General features: G+C 63.8%; 13 protein-coding genes. 8 read left to right on the forward strand and 5 right to left on the reverse strand.

The window, feature by feature from the left end; translation table 11 throughout:
• Window positions 1–40: 40 nt before the first annotated feature.
• The gene (locus tag KTJ78_RS11505) at window positions 41–1,393 is read right to left on the reverse strand and encodes an NAD(P)H-dependent oxidoreductase (RefSeq protein ID WP_217135910.1); all 1,353 of its coding nucleotides are present in this window, start codon (window positions 1,391–1,393) and stop codon (window positions 41–43) included.
• Window positions 1,390–1,782 carry an NIPSNAP family protein gene (locus tag KTJ78_RS11510; protein WP_217135912.1) on the reverse strand — a complete coding sequence of 131 codons (393 nt, stop codon included), beginning with the start codon at window positions 1,780–1,782 and terminating at the stop codon, window positions 1,390–1,392. Before KTJ78_RS11510 ends, KTJ78_RS11505 begins: the two co-directional genes overlap by 4 nt.
• A gap of 232 nt (window positions 1,783–2,014) precedes the next feature.
• On the opposite strand from KTJ78_RS11510, the gene KTJ78_RS11515 reads away from it, so the two are divergent.
• The 6 genes from KTJ78_RS11515 (at window position 2,015) to KTJ78_RS11540 (ending at window position 10,010) form a co-directional block, all read left to right on the forward strand.
• On the forward strand, window positions 2,015–3,136 hold the full coding sequence (locus KTJ78_RS11515) for an ABC transporter substrate-binding protein (protein WP_217135913.1): 1,122 nt from the start codon (window positions 2,015–2,017) through the stop codon (window positions 3,134–3,136).
• Window positions 3,120–4,220, forward strand: coding sequence for a FecCD family ABC transporter permease (locus KTJ78_RS11520; protein ID WP_217135915.1), 1,101 nt, complete (start codon window positions 3,120–3,122; stop codon window positions 4,218–4,220). Before KTJ78_RS11515 ends, KTJ78_RS11520 begins: the two co-directional genes overlap by 17 nt.
• Window positions 4,213–5,001: an ABC transporter ATP-binding protein gene (locus KTJ78_RS11525; protein ID WP_217135917.1), complete on the forward strand. Its 789-nt coding sequence runs from the start codon at window positions 4,213–4,215 to the stop codon at window positions 4,999–5,001. Before KTJ78_RS11520 ends, KTJ78_RS11525 begins: the two co-directional genes overlap by 8 nt.
• Entirely contained in the window at window positions 4,998–5,657 is a 660-nt protein-coding gene (locus KTJ78_RS11530) for a hypothetical protein (RefSeq protein ID WP_217135919.1), read from the forward strand. The genes KTJ78_RS11525 and KTJ78_RS11530 overlap by 4 nt, the downstream gene beginning before the upstream one ends.
• Window positions 5,654–6,325: a hypothetical protein gene (locus KTJ78_RS11535; protein WP_217135921.1), complete on the forward strand. Its 672-nt coding sequence runs from the start codon at window positions 5,654–5,656 to the stop codon at window positions 6,323–6,325. Before KTJ78_RS11530 ends, KTJ78_RS11535 begins: the two co-directional genes overlap by 4 nt.
• A gap of 277 nt (window positions 6,326–6,602) precedes the next feature.
• Entirely contained in the window at window positions 6,603–10,010 is a 3,408-nt protein-coding gene (locus tag KTJ78_RS11540; protein ID WP_217135923.1) for a pyruvate carboxylase, read from the forward strand.
• A 77-nt stretch (window positions 10,011–10,087) separates the two neighbouring features.
• Here KTJ78_RS11540 and KTJ78_RS11545 read toward each other — a convergent pair whose 3' ends face one another.
• Window positions 10,088–11,362 carry a class I SAM-dependent RNA methyltransferase gene (locus tag KTJ78_RS11545; protein WP_217135925.1) on the reverse strand — a complete coding sequence of 425 codons (1,275 nt, stop codon included), beginning with the start codon at window positions 11,360–11,362 and terminating at the stop codon, window positions 10,088–10,090.
• 111 nt (window positions 11,363–11,473) lie between these two features.
• On the opposite strand from KTJ78_RS11545, the gene KTJ78_RS11550 reads away from it, so the two are divergent.
• Window positions 11,474–12,127 (forward strand): Maf family protein, encoded by a 654-nt coding sequence (locus KTJ78_RS11550; RefSeq protein ID WP_217135927.1) that lies wholly within the window; start codon window positions 11,474–11,476, stop codon window positions 12,125–12,127.
• Window positions 12,128–12,152: 25 nt separating this feature from the next.
• Here the strand turns inward: KTJ78_RS11550 and KTJ78_RS11555 are convergent, their stop codons facing one another.
• Both KTJ78_RS11555 and KTJ78_RS11560 read right to left on the reverse strand, forming a co-directional pair.
• Window positions 12,153–12,344, reverse strand: coding sequence for a YbdD/YjiX family protein (locus tag KTJ78_RS11555; protein WP_217135929.1), 192 nt, complete (start codon window positions 12,342–12,344; stop codon window positions 12,153–12,155).
• On the reverse strand, window positions 12,341–14,602 hold the full coding sequence (locus KTJ78_RS11560; RefSeq protein WP_217135931.1) for a carbon starvation CstA family protein: 2,262 nt from the start codon (window positions 14,600–14,602) through the stop codon (window positions 12,341–12,343). Before KTJ78_RS11560 ends, KTJ78_RS11555 begins: the two co-directional genes overlap by 4 nt.
• A gap of 340 nt (window positions 14,603–14,942) precedes the next feature.
• Between KTJ78_RS11560 and KTJ78_RS11565 the strand changes: the two genes are divergently transcribed.
• Window positions 14,943–15,923: an ABC transporter substrate-binding protein gene (locus KTJ78_RS11565; protein WP_217135933.1), complete on the forward strand. Its 981-nt coding sequence runs from the start codon at window positions 14,943–14,945 to the stop codon at window positions 15,921–15,923.
• Window positions 15,924–15,928: the final 5 nt, after the last annotated feature.

Here is a 15,928-nt window from a genome sequence, read left to right on the forward strand (position 1 = left end):
AATGGGTGTGGGTGGGTACGGATGAAACGTGGGTGTCAGATCAAGCCGCCACGCGGGCGCGGGCGCGGGCCTCAAGCTCGCGACGAACCTCAACAGCGATGGTGTCGGCGGGAAGCGTGACGTCATCCCAGCTCACCGGTTGCCCCTTGGCAACGGGACGAACGACGGTTGCGCCGTGCGCGAGCCCCATGGGCAGGCAGCGTCCTTCGAGTGAACGCTCGGCGCTGGTGAGTGCGCCGCGAACGGTGTACCCGCCTTCGCCGTCAAGAACGTCGCCCGGCACGAGGTCTTTCTTTGCGACGCTAATCACGTCACCAATGAAATCAACAGGGGCGCCAGTTGCCTCACCACGCAGCACGGCCGAGGCAATGCTCACTCCAAGCTCCATGCCGATCATGTGGTACGGCCTGAAGAGCGAAGCGTACTCGCCGCTGTCGTCGGTGATGACCCCGTACTCTGAGAAGCATGCTGCCGCGTAATCGGTGCGCGCTTTGAAGGTGACGTACACGCCCCAGCGCAGGTCGCGATCGACGTCTGATCCATCTCTGTTCTGGCTTGAGATGACCTCGACGGTGCCGGTGTGGGGCAGTAGGCCACCTGCGCTATGCGGAATGAGGCGCTTCGAAAGATCGTCGACGTCGACGGCCGGAAAGGTGAGACCGTCGGCTGCGGGCACGAGACCGGTGGCATTGGCAACCGCGGCCATTTCGATTGCCGACTTGGTGCCATCGATGAACGAGTTGAACATTTGCGGGTTCATGCCGCCTGCTCGCGCCTGTTCTTCGGTGAGGCCGTAGTAGCCCCACACGGTCTCGGGGGTCGACTGCTCGTACTCTGGCAGGTACTTCGTTCCCTTGCCCGCGGCGACGACCTCATAGCCTACCGTGCGACACCAATCGACCATCTCGGCGATGAGCGCGGGCTGGTCGCCGTAGGCCATCGAGTAGACGACGCCGGCCTCGTCGGCCTTCTCTTTGAGCACAGGGCCAACCATGCAGTCGGCTTCAACGTTGACCATGATGATGTGTTTGCCGTGCTCGATCGCAGCAAGCGCGTGACGGGTGCCGACGAGCGGGTTGCCTGTGACCTCGAGAATCACTTCGACGTGTGGGCTCTCGATGAGCTGCATCGAATTGGTGACAATGGCGGTGCGCCCTGAGGCCCGAGCTTCGTCGAGGCTCATCTCACCAAACCGATCGGCGCTCCAACCAGTTCGCGCGAGCGAATCAGCCGCGCGTGCCGGGTCGAGCTCTGCTACCCCGATGACGTGAAACTCTGGCTGGCCCGCCGCCTGGGTGAGGAACATCGAGGCGAACTTTCCTGCGCCGATGACGCCCACGCGAATCGGGCCATCGCTCGCAAGCCGCTCTTGCATGAGTCGGTAGAGATTCATGATGCGACCCCCTGCCCGAAGGTGAACGCGTTGGGGCCTTCGTCACCGAGAGCGCCGGGGGCAACCGGCAGCTCACGAATTGGTGAGAACGAGGTGGGGCTCATGATCGTGTTGTCCCAGCGGGCAATCATGGGCCGCACGACCTTGATGCACTCCTGCCACTGCGCGTCGGCTGCGAGCTCTGCGCGTCGGCGTTGTCGCTCATTGAGATCGGTGAAGGCCCAGAAGTGGCGCACTTGGTTTTGCGTGCCGATCTCGGTTACAAAATAGCCAAGAAAGCCTTCGAGTATGCGCTTCTGCGTTGGTAAGCCCAGGCGTTCGTAGGCCTCGAGAAATTCTGGCATGGGAATGCCCGGGTCGATGTCGTACGTGCGCATCTCAATGATCATGCGCGCCTCCTTGTGCGTCGTTGCAGGTGTGGTGCCGGCACTCACCACAAAGTGGTCTACCGGTCGACCTTTAGCGTAAGGCATCGATGACTCGGCGTCAATCCTGGCGGGCAGGAGCGCACTAACCGACGCTCGGTGGTAATTGAGCAGATGTGATTTAGGTAAGGCTACCCTTGCTTTTGGCGGTCGGGGGATCCCGCCGCATACGCTCGATAAACAGGAGTTCAAGATCATGCGAAGAGGGTCATTCGCCCGTGCCGTGACAACCGTAACGGCGGCTGTAGCCGCCGGAGGCCTGCTGCTAGGGTGCTCTCAGAGCGCCCCAACAGGCGACGCGAGCGCTGAGACAAAAGCCGACGCCATTACCGTGACCGATCAGCGCGGCAAAGAGGTAACGCTTGACGCACCCGCTGAAACGATCGCCTCAGCTGTCATTCCCGCCCCCGCGATTATCGCGGCGGTTGACGGGTCTTGGGATCGCATCGTCGGCATTAACCAGTCGCTGCTTGACGCCAACAAGCTCGGCATCATCAGCAAGATTTTTCCCGAATCGGTAACGACCCCCGTCATCTCGGGGCGCGACTTCGTGCCCAACATGGAAGAGATTCTGACGCTCGACCCAGACCTCGTCGTGCAGTGGGGTTACTTGGGTGACGACTTCACGGCCCCGATCGAAGACGCTGGCATGCCGCTCGTCGGTCTCGAGTACGGCACGCAGGAAGACCTTGAGACGTGGATCACGTTGTTCGGCGATCTCATTGGCAAGAGCGATCGTGCTACCGAGATGATCGATTGGATGCACACCGAGGCAGCCGACGTGACGAAGCAGGTCGAGTCGCTGGATGCGAAGTCGCCGCGCGCGCTGAGCCTCTCGTACAACGACACCGGGCTGGGTGTGTCGACGGGGTCAGACTACGCGCAGTACGTCTTTGACCTCACGGGCCTCACGAACGTGGCTGAGAACGCACAGGTTTCTGAGGGCGTCGCGAGCGCCGAGCAGATTCTCGACTGGGACCCCGAGATCATTTTCCTCTCGGCCTTTGACGAGGCAACGCCCGAAGATGTCTACGCTGATGACCGCTTCGCGAACGTTTCTGCGGTGAAGAACAAGCGCGTCTACCGCGCGCCTCTTGGCGTGTACCGCTGGCAGGTGCCGAGCGCGGAGTCGCCACTGTTCTGGAACTGGGTTGCAGCGCTCGCTTACCCTGGTGAGTTCGAGGTCGATCTGACCGCTGAAATGAAGCAGCAGATCTCGTTCCTCTACAACTACGAGCTCACTCAGGAAGACATTGATTTGGTGCTGCGCACCGACATCAATGAGCAGAGTGCGCACTACGATGTCGTCAGTAACTAACACCGGCACACCAGGCTCGACGGCTTCGGGCGTGAACGCTGCCCGGGCCGTCGAGCGCGGCGGTCGCCGTGACCGCTGGTTCACCGCCGCGCTCGCGCTTGCTTTGCTCGTGCTCGTCGTGGTTTCGCTCGGGCTCGGTCGCCTGTATGTCGCGCCCGCAGACGTGATCGGCATTTCGCTGCATGAACTCGGTTTCACCGGCATTCCGGTGACGTGGGATGACAAGGCTCACACCGCCGTCACCCTGATTCGCGCCCCGCGCGTGCTCACCGCGGTGCTCGTGGGTGCGGCTCTCTCGGTCTCTGGTGCGGTGCTGCAGGCGCTCTTCCGCAACCCGCTCGTCTCGCCTGACGTGATTGGCGTCTCGTCGGCGGCCTCGTTCGGAGGAGTGCTCGCCATTCTCATTGGCGGCGGAGGGCTGATGCTCATGGGCGGCGCTTTCGTGTTTGGGCTGTTGGCCGCCGTGCTCGTGATGGCGCTCGGCAAGATCCGCACCGGTTCTCCCGTGCTCACGATCGTGCTGGGAGGTATTGTCGTGGCCGCGTTCTTCAACGCCCTCGTGTCGCTCGTGACGTATCTCGCCGATCCGTACACCACGCTTCCGTCGATCACGTTCTGGCTCATGGGCTCGTTCGCGTCGGCGAGTTGGGGCAAGCTGCTGCTGCTCACGGTGCCCGTGTTTGTGGGGCTCGTGTTGGTCATGGCGCTGAGGTGGCGCATCAACGTGCTCTCGCTCGGTGACGAAGAGGCGCAGGCCTTGGGGCTCAATCCCGGGCGGCTGCGCGGGCTGCTCATCGTTGCCGTTGCCCTGCTGACCGCGGCGACGGTCGCGGTCGCTGGCGTGATTGGCTGGGTCGGTCTCGTGATTCCGCATCTCGTGAGGCTCATTATTGGGCCCGACCACCGCGTGCTCATTCCGGCCTCGGCCCTCTTGGGTGGCGTGTACGTGCTCGGCATGGACACCCTCGCGCGCACTCTCTCAGAGGTCGAGGTGCCCGTCGGTATTCTCACCGCGGTGATCGGTGCGCCGGTGTTCGTGACGGTACTCCTTCAGCGCACGAGAGGGGGCCGCACCCTTGCATAATCTGACTCAGGAGGCCGGTGCAGCGAGACTCGCTGCGCGCGGCATCGGTTTTCATTATCCGGGCGGCGACTGGCTTTTTCGCGACCTGACATTTGCCGTGGATCCCGGCGAGATCGTCGCCGTGCTTGGGCCCAACGCCCGCGGCAAGACGACCCTGCTCACCTGCCTCGCGGGAGTTCGGGAGCCTCGCGAGGGTAACCTTTCGCGGCAAACCGAGATTGGCTACGTGCCGCAAACGCACTCTGCCGAGCATCCGTTTAGTGCCCACGAGATGGTCGTCATGGGGCGTGCGCGCAAGGTGCGTGCGTGGTCGAGCCCCTCGGCGAGCGACCGTGATGCTGCCTGGGCGGCGCTCGAACGGGTGGGCCTTGCCGATTATGGCGACCGCCCCTTTCGGGCGCTCTCTGGGGGCCAGCGGCAGCTCGTGCTTATGGCCAGGGCGCTCGTGTGCGAGCCGGGCCTACTCATTCTCGACGAGCCGACGAGCGCGCTCGACCTGCGCAACCAGCGCCGCGTGCTCACCGTGATGCGTGACCTCGCGAGCGAGGGTATGAGCGTACTGTTCACGACGCACGATCCGACGCACGCGCTGCACGTCTCGGAGCGAACCCTGCTCATGGATCGTGACGTGAGGTTTGACGAGACCCAGGGGCTGCTCACGGCCGAACGCCTGGGCGAGCTCTACCAGACCCCGGTCAAGACGGCCGAGGTGTTATTTGAAGCGGGGCCACGCACCGTCGTGGCGCCCGACCTGCTGACGAAAGGAAGCCACGAATCATGACCCGAGTGGTAACCCTCACGGGGCATGTGCCGGCGCCGAATAGGCCCGGCACAACCAGCGAGCACTCGTTTCGCGACGTGTACGACCTGCCCGACCTCGATCTCCATGAGACGCGTGGCCTCGTCGTGAGTAGCGGCTGCGACCGCCGCTTTCTCGCCTCCCTTCGACCGCTCCTGAGTGACTGGGTGCGCGGGGGCGGGCGCATGCTCGTGAACGGTCACCCGGTGCTGCGCATCGTCGACGGTGAGCCCGAGTTTCGCAAGATGGAGTTTCACACCCCGCGAGACCTCTGGCTCACCGCGTGCGATGAGCACCCGATCTGGCGAGACATCAACCGCACCGAGTTGCTCTTCCAAACCGGAGTTCCGGGCGATCACACGTTTGAGACCCTCGAGCGCATCGGGGTCGCGGGTTTTTACGCGCGCGGTTATCTCGCCGGTTTGCCAGAGCACAGCACGATCGTCACGGGCATTGGCCCTGGCCGTCTACCCGTTGACATCAGCTACCCGCTGGGCCTCGGCGAGGTCATCGTGCACGCCGGCAATGACCTGACGGCGTTTTCGATGACCGACTCGGCCGAAACGAGGCTCGGCGAGCAGTCGAGGGCGTACCTTGCCGAGGCCCCCGAGCCCCAGACGACAGGAGATGAACGATGAGGCGCACCGGCTTTCTTCACGGGGCAACCTTCTTTCACGAGGCGACGCTGCAAGACCCCGCGGTTATCGCGAACGATCTCGTCGATCTCTATGGGCCTGGCCTCACAGCCGGCCAGCTCGACGAGGTCGACGCCCTCTACGTGTCATCGCGGCTGCACGAGAGTGTGCTTGAACGGGTCACCCCGCACGTGCTCGAATTTCTCGACCGTCCCGGCACCCGCGTGTACATCGACGGTGTGAACCGGGTGGGCGAGTGGCTTCCCGGCACCACCGAGACGGTTCGCGGAACGAACTTCTGGGCCTGGCGCGTGGGCGAAGACGTGGGCAGGCGCTCACGCAACCAGGAGCACCCGGTGTGGCGCTACCTCAGTGAGCGCTCGGTGCACTGGCACTACCACGGCGTGCTCGATCACCCCGAGGCCGCGGTGCCCCTCGTCTCGCTCGAGCCGGTCGCGAACCCTCCGCAGGAGGTCGACCCGTGGGGCCTCGGCTACCGTGCCCTGCCGGGGCACCCGAACACGGTGCTCTACTGCGACGATGCGACGTTTGAGAGCGAGCTCATCGTGAGCACGATGGACGCCTCGTACCACCACGGTTCGGGCTTCATGCCCGGCGCAACTCAGCTCATGTACCGCATGATGCGCTGGCTCGCAGAGCCCGCCGCGTGAGTGCCACGGCTCGGTCTGCGCGCTCGATATTGCGTGCGGATCGGGCCGCGAGATCCGCCGCAAACGAGTCGCCGAGGAGCGGCTTCTGCGGGCCCGGCGAAGCACGGTTTTGCGGCCGCCGGGCCCTTTTGTTGGTTGTGGGGCACACCGTACAACAAACATTGATGGTTTCAACAATGTGGTTCTTCGAGTCTTTGCGCTATGAGGTTTTCCCCTACTATAGGCAGTGGTCAACCATTAGCGGTCCACAAGACCTGGTGTTGCAGAGAGGCACAACATGTTCAAGAAGGTACTGGTAGCGAACCGTGGCGAGATCGCCATTCGGGCATTTCGCGCGGCATACGAGTTGGGGGCGCGCACGGTCGCGGTCTTTCCCTATGAAGACAGGAACTCGCTTCACCGCTTAAAGGCTGACGAGGCGTACCAGATCGGTACGGTTGGGCACCCGGTTCGGGCATACCTCGACGTTGACGAGATCATTCGCGTGGCGAAGGAATCTGGCGCTGACGCCATTTACCCGGGCTACGGTTTTCTCTCAGAAAACCCGCACCTCGCCGAGGCTGCGCGCGACGCCGGCATCACGTTCATCGGGCCGAGCAAAGAAGCACTCGAGATGGCCGGCAACAAGGTTGCGGCAAAGAATCACGCGATTGAGGCCGGCGTTCCGGTCTTGAAATCGACCCCACCGACGACCGACATTGAGGCGCTCATCAAGGGCGCCGAAGAAATCGGGTACCCGCTCTTCGCAAAGGCGGTAGCGGGCGGCGGCGGCCGCGGCATGCGTCGCGTCGAGAAGCCAGAACTCCTGCGCGAGGCACTCGAGAGCGCAATGCGTGAGGCCGACAGCGCCTTCGGCGACCCCACCATGTTCATCGAGCAGGCGGTGCTTCGCCCACGTCACATCGAGGTGCAGGTACTCGCCGATCGCTCGGGCGAGACGGTGCACCTCTTCGAGCGTGACTGCTCGGTGCAGCGCCGCCACCAGAAGGTCGTCGAGATCGCACCCGCTCCCAACATCTCGCAGGAGAAGCGCGACGAACTCACCCGCGACGCCGTCGCGTTCGCACGCTCGATCGGCTACGAAAATGCCGGCACCGTCGAGTTCTTGCTCGACACTGAGGGTGAGCGCAAGGGCGAGCACGTGTTCATCGAGATGAACCCGCGCATTCAGGTTGAGCACACCGTGACCGAAGAGATCACCGACATCGACCTTGTGCAGGCGCAGATGCTCATTGCGTCTGGCTCATCACTCGCAGAACTTGGGCTCACGCAAGACAAGATCAAGATGCACGGTGCCGCACTGCAGTGCCGCATCACGACCGAAGATCCCGCCGACGGGTTCCGCCCCGACCTCGGCCGCATCACCGCCTACCGCTCACCGGGCGGCGGCGGCGTGCGTCTCGACGGCGGCACGATCAACCCCGGCTCACAAATCAGCCCCCACTTCGACTCGATGCTCGCCAAGCTCACGAGCCGCGGCCGCGACTACCAGCAGGCGGTCACCCGCCAGCGCCGCGCCCTCGCCGAGTTCCGCATTCGCGGCGTCGCCACGAACATCCCGTTCCTCATGGCCGTGCTCGACGACGAAGAGTTTCGCGCAGGCGACGTCTCGACCGCTTTCATTGAAGAGCGCCCCGAGCTGCTGAGTCTCAACCGCCCGCAAGACCGCGCTTCGAAGATTCTGCAGTACGTCGCTAACACGACGGTCAACAAGCCGAACGGTGAACGCCCGACGCGCCTGCAGGTTGCCGACAAGCTGCCCATCATCGACACGAACGCCGACATTCAGCCCGGCTCGCGCCAGCGCCTCGAACAGCTCGGCCCCGAGGGCTTCGCGAAGGCCCTTCGCGAGCAGAAGGAGCTCGCGGTCACCGAGACGACCTTCCGCGACGCACACCAGTCGATTCTCGCGACCCGCGTGCGCACCCGCGACCTGACGGCCGTGGCCCCCCACATCGCGATGCTCACCCCTGAGCTGCTCTCGGTCGAGGCCTGGGGCGGCGCGACGTACGACGTGGCCCTCCGGTTCTTGGGAGAGGATCCCTGGGAGCGACTCGCAAAGATCCGCGAAGAAATGCCAAATATCGCGGTCCAGATGCTGTTGCGCGGCCAGAACACGGTCGGTTACACGCCATACCCGGCCAAGGTTGCCCGCGCCTTCGTGCAAGAGGCGGCAGAGACCGGCGTTGATATCTTCCGTATCTTTGATGCACTGAACGATGTCGAACAGATGCGCGTCGCGATTGACGCGGTGCGCGAGACCGGCAACACGGTCGCCGAGGTGGCGCTGTGCTACACCGGCAACCTGCTTGACCCGGCTGAAGACCTGTACACGCTCGATTACTACCTGAAGCTTGCAGAGCAGATCGTTGACGCTGGCGCACACGTGCTCGCGATCAAAGACATGGCTGGCCTCTTGCGCCCAGCCGCTGCCACGAAGCTCGTCACCGCGCTGCGTGAGCGCTTCGACCTGCCAGTGCACCTGCACACGCACGACACCCCCGGCGGCCAGCTCGCGACCCTGCTCGCTGCCTCGGCCGCTGGCGTCGACGCGGTTGACGTTGCGAGCGCACCGCTTTCGGGCGGCACGAGCCAGCCTTCGCTATCGGCCCTCGTCGCGGCGCTCGCCAACACCGAGCGTGACACGGGACTGAACGCCGACAACGTGCTCGCTCTCGAGCCGTACTGGGATGCGGTGCGCAACATGTACGCACCCTTCGAGTCGGGCCTGCCCGGGCCCACGGGTCGTGTCTACACGCACGAGATTCCCGGTGGCCAGCTCTCGAACCTGCGCCAGCAGGCGATCGCGCTGGGCCTCGCCGACCACTTCGAGAAGATCGAAGACATGTACGCGGCAGCGAACCGCATTCTGGGCCGCGTGCCCAAGGTGACCCCGTCGTCGAAGGTCGTGGGCGATCTCGCGCTGCATCTCGTTGCGGTCGACGCCGACCCTGCCGACTTCGAGCAGAACCCCGGCAGCTACGACATTCCCGACTCGGTTGTTGGCTTCATGGCCGGCGAACTCGGCGACCTGCCTGGCGGGTGGCCTGAGCCCTTCCGCTCGAAGGTGCTTGAGGGGCGCTCGGTGAAGCTCTCAGAGGCCGAGGTCTCGGCCGAAGACGAGCAGGCCCTCGCAGAGTCTGGCACCACGCGCCGTCGCGCGCTCAACCGTCTGCTCTTCCCAACGCCGACGAAGCAGTACCTCGACGCACGCGACCAATACGGTGATCTCTCGATTCTTGAGACCAACGATTACCTCTACGGGCTCATCCCGGGTGAAGAGCATGTGATCGACCTCGAGCGTGGCGTGCGTCTGTTCGTGGGCCTTGAGGCGGTCGGCGAGGCCGACGAGAAGGGCGTGCGCTCGGTTATGGTGCGCGTCAACGGTCAGGTTCGTCCGGTGTATGTCAAGGACGAGTCGATCAAGGTCGAGGTTGCCCTGGCAGAGAAAGCCGATCGAACTGACCCGCAGCACGTGGCGGCTCCCTTCGCGGGTTCGGTCACGCAGCGCGTTGCCGTCGGCGATCAGGTTGCCGCGGGTCAGCCCGTCGCGACGATCGAGGCCATGAAGATGGAGGCCGCGATCACCGCGAACGTGACCGGAACCGTCACCCGTCTCGCATTCACGGGCACTCGCTCGGTTGAGGCTGGCGATCTCGTGCTTGTCGTCGAGGTCGACCACTAGCGGCGACGCGATAGAGCGAAGAGGGCCGGCACCGCGTCATGCGGTGCCGGCCCTCTGTCGTTGGTGCTGCGGTCTCGTTAGCGTTCGAACACTGCCACGGTCTCGAAGTGGTGGGTGTGCGGGAAGAGGTCGAAGGCGCGCAGCGTAGTGAGCGCGTAGCCTGCCTCTGTGAGCGCCTGGGTATCGCGGGCGAGTGCCACGGGGTCACAGGCGACGTACACGATGTTGCGCGGCTCAAGCGTGGTGAGCGCTTTCGTGACGAGGCTGCCTGCGCCAGAACGCGGCGGATCGAGCACGACGGTCGCCTGCCGCATACGCTCTCGCGACGACGCGTTGCCGTTTTTGATGACGTCGCGCAGGTAGGCATCGACTTTGCCGGTGACGGCCATCGCACCAACGAAGTCTGAGAGGTTCTCGGCCGCGTCGTCGGTTGCGCCTGCGTCGGACTCGACGCTCGTCACCTTCACGCGTGGGCCACCGGCCTCGATCATGGCCGCGCCGAGTAGGCCGACGCCGCCATAGAGGTCGAGGTTTGTTGCGAGCGGATCGAAGCGATCGCCAAGAGCGGTGATCTCGTCGCGTACGGCTTCGAAGAGGGTGACGGGGGCCTCGCGGTGCACCTGCCAGAAGCCGCCGGCGCGCACGACGAAGCCGCGGCCGCCGACCGACTCGAAGACACGATCGTTCTCGCCGATGCGCTCGCCCGACTCAACGTCGACGATGAGTGCGCGAGGGTCATCGCTACTCGGGGCCACGACATCAATGGCAGCCGCATCGGGAATGTACTCGCCGAGCGGCGCGATCATGTTGATCTCGGCGTTCGCGAGCGGCAGCCCTTCGACGTTCACGACCCGGCGGCTGCGAGCGGCGTAGGGGCCGACAATGCCGGTCTCTTCATCGACGTGCAAGCGCACGCGTGACCGCCAGCCAAGGCCGCCCAGCTCGTCGTCGCCCTCGGACGCCTCGACCGTTGCGCGCGCTTCGATCTTGCCGAAACGGAGCATGGCGTCGGTGAGCACGTCTTCTTTGAGAGCCCGCTGGCGAGGCAGGGCGATGTGGCCAAACTCGGCGCCGCCCACGCGCTCATCGGGATCGCGATCGACCCCGGCCTCTGCCCAGATGTGCGCGACACGGTCGGCAGACGCCTCGACGACGTTCGTAACGCTCGCCCGCGCAAACTTCTTCTTGCGGGCCTCGGTGACGCGTGCGGTGACGGTCTCGCCCGGAATCGCGTCAGAAACGAAGACGACGCGCCCCTCGTGCCTCGCCACGCTAATGCCGCCGTGTGCGATGCCGGTGACCTCAAGTTCTATTTCGTCACCAACGGAAAGGGTGCTCTCGTGCTCTGTCATGGTTCCATTCTCCCAGGAATCGCGGCGCACATCGCTGAACGTTGTGTAAAACTCGGTGCGCTGGGCCGTGCAGGCCGCCCTGTCACCCCATTCAGTGCGTACGATGGCTGCATGAGACTTATTCTTGCTTCGACGTCACCCGCCAGACTCTCGGTGTTGCGCGCCGCAGGCATCGAGCCGGTGTGTTACTCGCCAGAGGTCGACGAGGAGGCCGAGGTCGCTGCCCGCGAAGCGGCGCTGGGCCGAGCCATGACGGCTGCCGAGATGGTCGAGTACCTCGGAATGCTGAAGGCCGAAGACGTGGCGAGAAGGCACGGCCCCGAGCTCGACGGCCTCATTCTCGGTGGCGACTCTGCGTTTTTGCTCGACGGCGAGACCCTCGGCAAGCCGCACCTGCCCGAGGTTGCGCTTGAACGTTCGAAAGCGCACCGCGGCCGCACGGGTGTGCTGCACTCGGGGCACTGGCTCATCGATCACCGCGGTGGCAAACGCCACGCTGCCGTCGGCGAGGTCGATACCGCGACGGTGACCCTCGCGGCCGATGTGAACGACGAAGAGCTCGCGGCTTACGTCGCCACCGGAGAACCGCTCGAATTGGCCGGTGGCTTCGCGATTGACGGGCTCGCGGGGGCGTTCATCGAGCGCATCGAGGGGGCGCCGTCGTGCGTGATCGGGCTGTCGCTTCCCGCGCTGCGTCGCATGGTGACGAGCCTCGGTGCCGCGTACCCAGAGCTCTGGAACGCAAAGGGCGGGTCGAACGAGTAACCCCGCTCGGCCCGCCCGGTACTGCTTAGCAGCAGCGCCCCTGCGGGTTGCGCTCTTGCCAGTCGCGGTAATCACGCCAGAATTCGCGCTCACTCATGGGTGCTGCTTCTGGGTGGGTGCTCGCGTGGTGGCGCAGGTATGTCGTGTACTTGTCGCCGCCCAGCACGCCGTTGAGGTAGCGGCCAAGGCTCAAGGCCAACGTGCGAAGCCTCGTCACGGTGTGCTCCCCTCGCCGCGCATGGGGCCGGGCTGCGCACCGGCCTGCTGTGTGGCCTCGTGATAGGCCTTCCAGTCAGCCTCGAGCGCTTTCTCGGCCGGGGTCGCGAGGAAACCGGCCGGGGCGAAGATCTTCGACTCGACGCGAGGGTCTTCGGTGTTCTCGCCGCCACCATTGCGGTAGGCCTTGATGCAAGCAACCACCGCTGCCACGATGACGATGATCGAGAGCACGAGGAAGATGACCGAGAGCCACCCCTGCACGCCCGTGTTGCGCACGACCGCCTGCATAGCCGCGACATCGCCGGCCGCGCCAAAGCTTGTCTGGCCGTCGGCGAGGGCCGCCTTAAACGCGTTGTGGTTCGCAAAATAGCCGACCTTCGGGTCGCTCGAGAAAATCTTCTGCCAGCTTGCGACAAAGGTCACGACGACGGCAAAAGCGAGCGGCACAATGACAACCCACAGATGCTTAAAGTTGCCGCGCTTTGCGACGATCGTCATGACGATCGCGAGCGCGATGGCTGCGAGCAACTGGTTCGAGATGCCAAACAGCGGGAAGAACGTGTTGATGCCGCCGAGAGGGTCGGTTACGCCGAGGATGAGAATGTAGCCCCAGCCCGCGACCATGAGCGCGGTGCAGAGCCATGCCCCAAAGGTCCACGACGTGTCCTTGAACTTCGGCACGAAGTTGCCGATCGCGTCTTGCAGCATGAAGCGTGCAACGCGGGTTCCGGCATCGACCGCCGTGAGAATGAACAGTGCCTCAAACATGATCGCGAAGTGGTACCAGAAGCCCATCATCGCGGTGCCGCCAAACCACTGGTGCATGATGTGGGCGATACCGACGGCGAGCGTTGGGGCGCCGCCCGTTCGCGACACGACCGACTCTTCACCAATGTTGTTTGCGAGTTCGGTGAGCGTTGAGGCGTCGAGGTTCACGCCAGAGAGCCCAAGCGAGTTCACGAAGGCGACGGCTCCCTCAACGGTTCCGCCGGTTGCGGCCGCCGGAACGTTCATAGCGAAGTAGATGCCCTGGTCAATCGAGACCGCGGCAACGAGCGCCATGATCGCAACGAACGACTCCATGAGCATGCCGCCGTAGCCGAGAAAGCGCGTCTGCTTCTCTTTCTCGACGAGCTTCGGGGTCGTGCCAGATGAGATGAGCGCGTGAAAGCCTGATAGGGCGCCGCACGCGATCGTGACGAACAGGAACGGAAAGAGCGAGCCCGACACGACCGGGCCGTCAGATCTCGTCGCGAACTCGCTGAACGCCGGCGCCGTGATGTGGGGCTGCACGAAAACGATCGCGACCGCGAGTAAGACGATCACGCCGATCTTCATGAACGTTGACAGGTAGTCACGCGGCGCGAGCAAGAGCCACACGGGCAACACCGCGGCAATGAAACCGTAGACAATAATGCTCCAGGCGATCGTTGTGCGGTCGAGGTGCAGTACCTCGCCGAAGCCTGACTCCGCCACCCAGCGTCCCGAGACGATCGCAAACATGAGCAGTGCGAAGCCGATGATCGAGATCTCGAGCACCTTGCCGGGGCGAATGAAGCGCAGGTAGATACCCATAAAGAGGGCGATCGGAATCGTGAGCGCGACCGAATACACGCCCCACGCTGATTCGCCGAGGGCGTTGACCACGACGAGGGCGAGAATCGCGACGATGATGATCATGATGGTGAGCGTCGCGATGAGGGCAGCGGTGCCGCCGATCACGCCGAGCTCTTCGCGAGCCATCTGGCCAAGCGACCTGCCGCCGCGGCGCATCGAGAAGAACATGACGAGGTAGTCTTGCACCGCGCCGGCGAGCACGACGCCCACGATGATCCAGATCGTGCCGGGCAGATAGCCCATCTGGGCGGCCAATACGGGGCCTACGAGGGGGCCTGCTCCGGCGATCGCCGCGAAGTGGTGGCCGAAGAGCACGCGCCGCTCGGTCGGTACGAAGTCGCGCCCGTTGTTGTTGTACTCGGCGGGCGTCGCGCGAGTATCGTCTGGCTTTGCGATGCGCCGTTCAATGTACTTCGAGTAGAAGCGATAGGCGATGAAATAGGTGGCCAGCGCGGCAAAGACGAACCAGATTGCATTGATGGTTTCACCGCGGTGAAAGGCGAGCATCGACCAGGCGACACCACCAACGAGCGCAATGATGATCCACAGAATAATTTTGAAGGGCGTCCAGCGCCTCGACTCAGCCTCGGCAACAGCGGCGTCTACCGCTGCGGGTGGGCGAGAAATGGTAGTGCTCATGCGTACGAACCTCCTTGTTGCTCGCAGAGCTGTTCGGGCGGGGCACGCCGATTGTGACCGCGAACCCCACCTTCGACACTACGTGTTTTCTCGCCGATATCAATGGTTGCCCTCATGCTTGCGCGTAGCGGATCACGATCGATACCGGGTTGTTATGAAGCCGACACGTGGCGAACATCGCTGGTTCGGGCGCCTGGCCGACACGTTACGTGATCAATTCGTGAGGTGTCTACTGCCCGCTCATGCCGCGGGAGAGGTGCGGTTCTGGCAGAATGAATTTGGCGCTACCAATGGGGCAGCGCCTTACACACGTAAGCTTCATTGCGGAAGGACGTACAGCATGAAACGTCAAGTACTCGCGGGCATTGCCCTCGCGGCTGCGGGCGCTCTCGCGCTTGTCGGCTGCTCATCAGCCGAAAAACCGGCAAACTCAGGCGACGACGCCAAGTTTACGATCGGGATTAACCAGTTTGTGCAGCACGGAGCACTTGACGCGGCGACCGCCGGCTTTAAGAAGGCCTTCGAAGACGCTGACATCGATGTCACCTTCGAAGAGAAAAATGCGAACGGTGAACAGGCCACGGCCGTGACCATCGCTCAGGGTTTTGCTTCAAAGAAGCCAGACCTCGTGCTCGCCGTCGCAACGCCTTCGGCGCAGGCCTCGGCACAGGCACTTGCCGACGTTCCGGTACTCTTCACCGCTGTGACCGACGCCGAAGAGGCGAAGCTCGTCGAAACGAACGCGAAGCCGGGCGGCAACGTGACCGGTACGAGCGACCTCGCGCCGATCGACAAGCAGCTCGAGCTCATTCAACGGATCGTTCCCGACGCGAAGAGTGTCGGCATCGTCTACGCGTCTGGAGAGGTTAACTCTCAGGTGCAGGTCGATACAGCCATCGAAGCGGCGAAGCCCCTCGGCATTGAAATCGTCTCAAAGACGGTCACCACCCCCAACGACATTCAGCAGGCGACCGAGTCACTCGGAGACGTTGACGCGATTTACGTGCCCACCGACAACATGGTCGTTGCGGGCATCGCTGCGCTCGTGCAGGTCGCAGAGGCGAAGCAGATTCCCGTCATTGGCGCCGAGAGCGGCACCGTTGAAGGAGGTGCCGTCGCGACGGTCGGCATCGACTACTTCAAGCTCGGTTACCAGACCGGCGAGATGGCGATTCGCGTTCTCAAAGACGGCGAAGACCCGGCCGAGATGTCGGTCGAGGTGGCGAAGGAGCACGCTTATGTCGTGAACCCCGGAGCCGCTGAGCGCATGGGTGTAGAACTGCCGAAGAGCATTCTCGACCAGGCTGATATCGTCGAATAATCACT

Source organism: Leucobacter chinensis (genome assembly GCF_019049105.1).
GTDB classification, from domain to species: domain Bacteria; phylum Actinomycetota; class Actinomycetes; order Actinomycetales; family Microbacteriaceae; genus Leucobacter_A; species Leucobacter_A chinensis.

What these genes read in the sequence shown, in the direction of transcription:
- KTJ78_RS11505 (WP_217135910.1), bottom strand. Translation starts at nt 1,393, where the DNA reads ATGAATCTCTACCGACTCATGCAAGAGCGGCTTGCGAGCGATGGCCCG.
- KTJ78_RS11510 (WP_217135912.1), bottom strand. Translation starts at nt 1,782, where the DNA reads ATGATCATTGAGATGCGCACGTACGACATCGACCCGGGCATTCCCATG.
- KTJ78_RS11515 (WP_217135913.1), top strand. Translation starts at nt 2,015, where the DNA reads ATGCGAAGAGGGTCATTCGCCCGTGCCGTGACAACCGTAACGGCGGCT.
- KTJ78_RS11520 (WP_217135915.1), top strand. Translation starts at nt 3,120, where the DNA reads ATGTCGTCAGTAACTAACACCGGCACACCAGGCTCGACGGCTTCGGGC.
- KTJ78_RS11530 (WP_217135919.1), top strand. Translation starts at nt 4,998, where the DNA reads ATGACCCGAGTGGTAACCCTCACGGGGCATGTGCCGGCGCCGAATAGG.
- KTJ78_RS11535 (WP_217135921.1), top strand. Translation starts at nt 5,654, where the DNA reads ATGAGGCGCACCGGCTTTCTTCACGGGGCAACCTTCTTTCACGAGGCG.
- KTJ78_RS11540 (WP_217135923.1), top strand. Translation starts at nt 6,603, where the DNA reads ATGTTCAAGAAGGTACTGGTAGCGAACCGTGGCGAGATCGCCATTCGG.
- KTJ78_RS11545 (WP_217135925.1), bottom strand. Translation starts at nt 11,362, where the DNA reads ATGACAGAGCACGAGAGCACCCTTTCCGTTGGTGACGAAATAGAACTT.
- KTJ78_RS11550 (WP_217135927.1), top strand. Translation starts at nt 11,474, where the DNA reads ATGAGACTTATTCTTGCTTCGACGTCACCCGCCAGACTCTCGGTGTTG.
- KTJ78_RS11560 (WP_217135931.1), bottom strand. Translation starts at nt 14,602, where the DNA reads ATGAGCACTACCATTTCTCGCCCACCCGCAGCGGTAGACGCCGCTGTT.
- KTJ78_RS11565 (WP_217135933.1), top strand. Translation starts at nt 14,943, where the DNA reads ATGAAACGTCAAGTACTCGCGGGCATTGCCCTCGCGGCTGCGGGCGCT.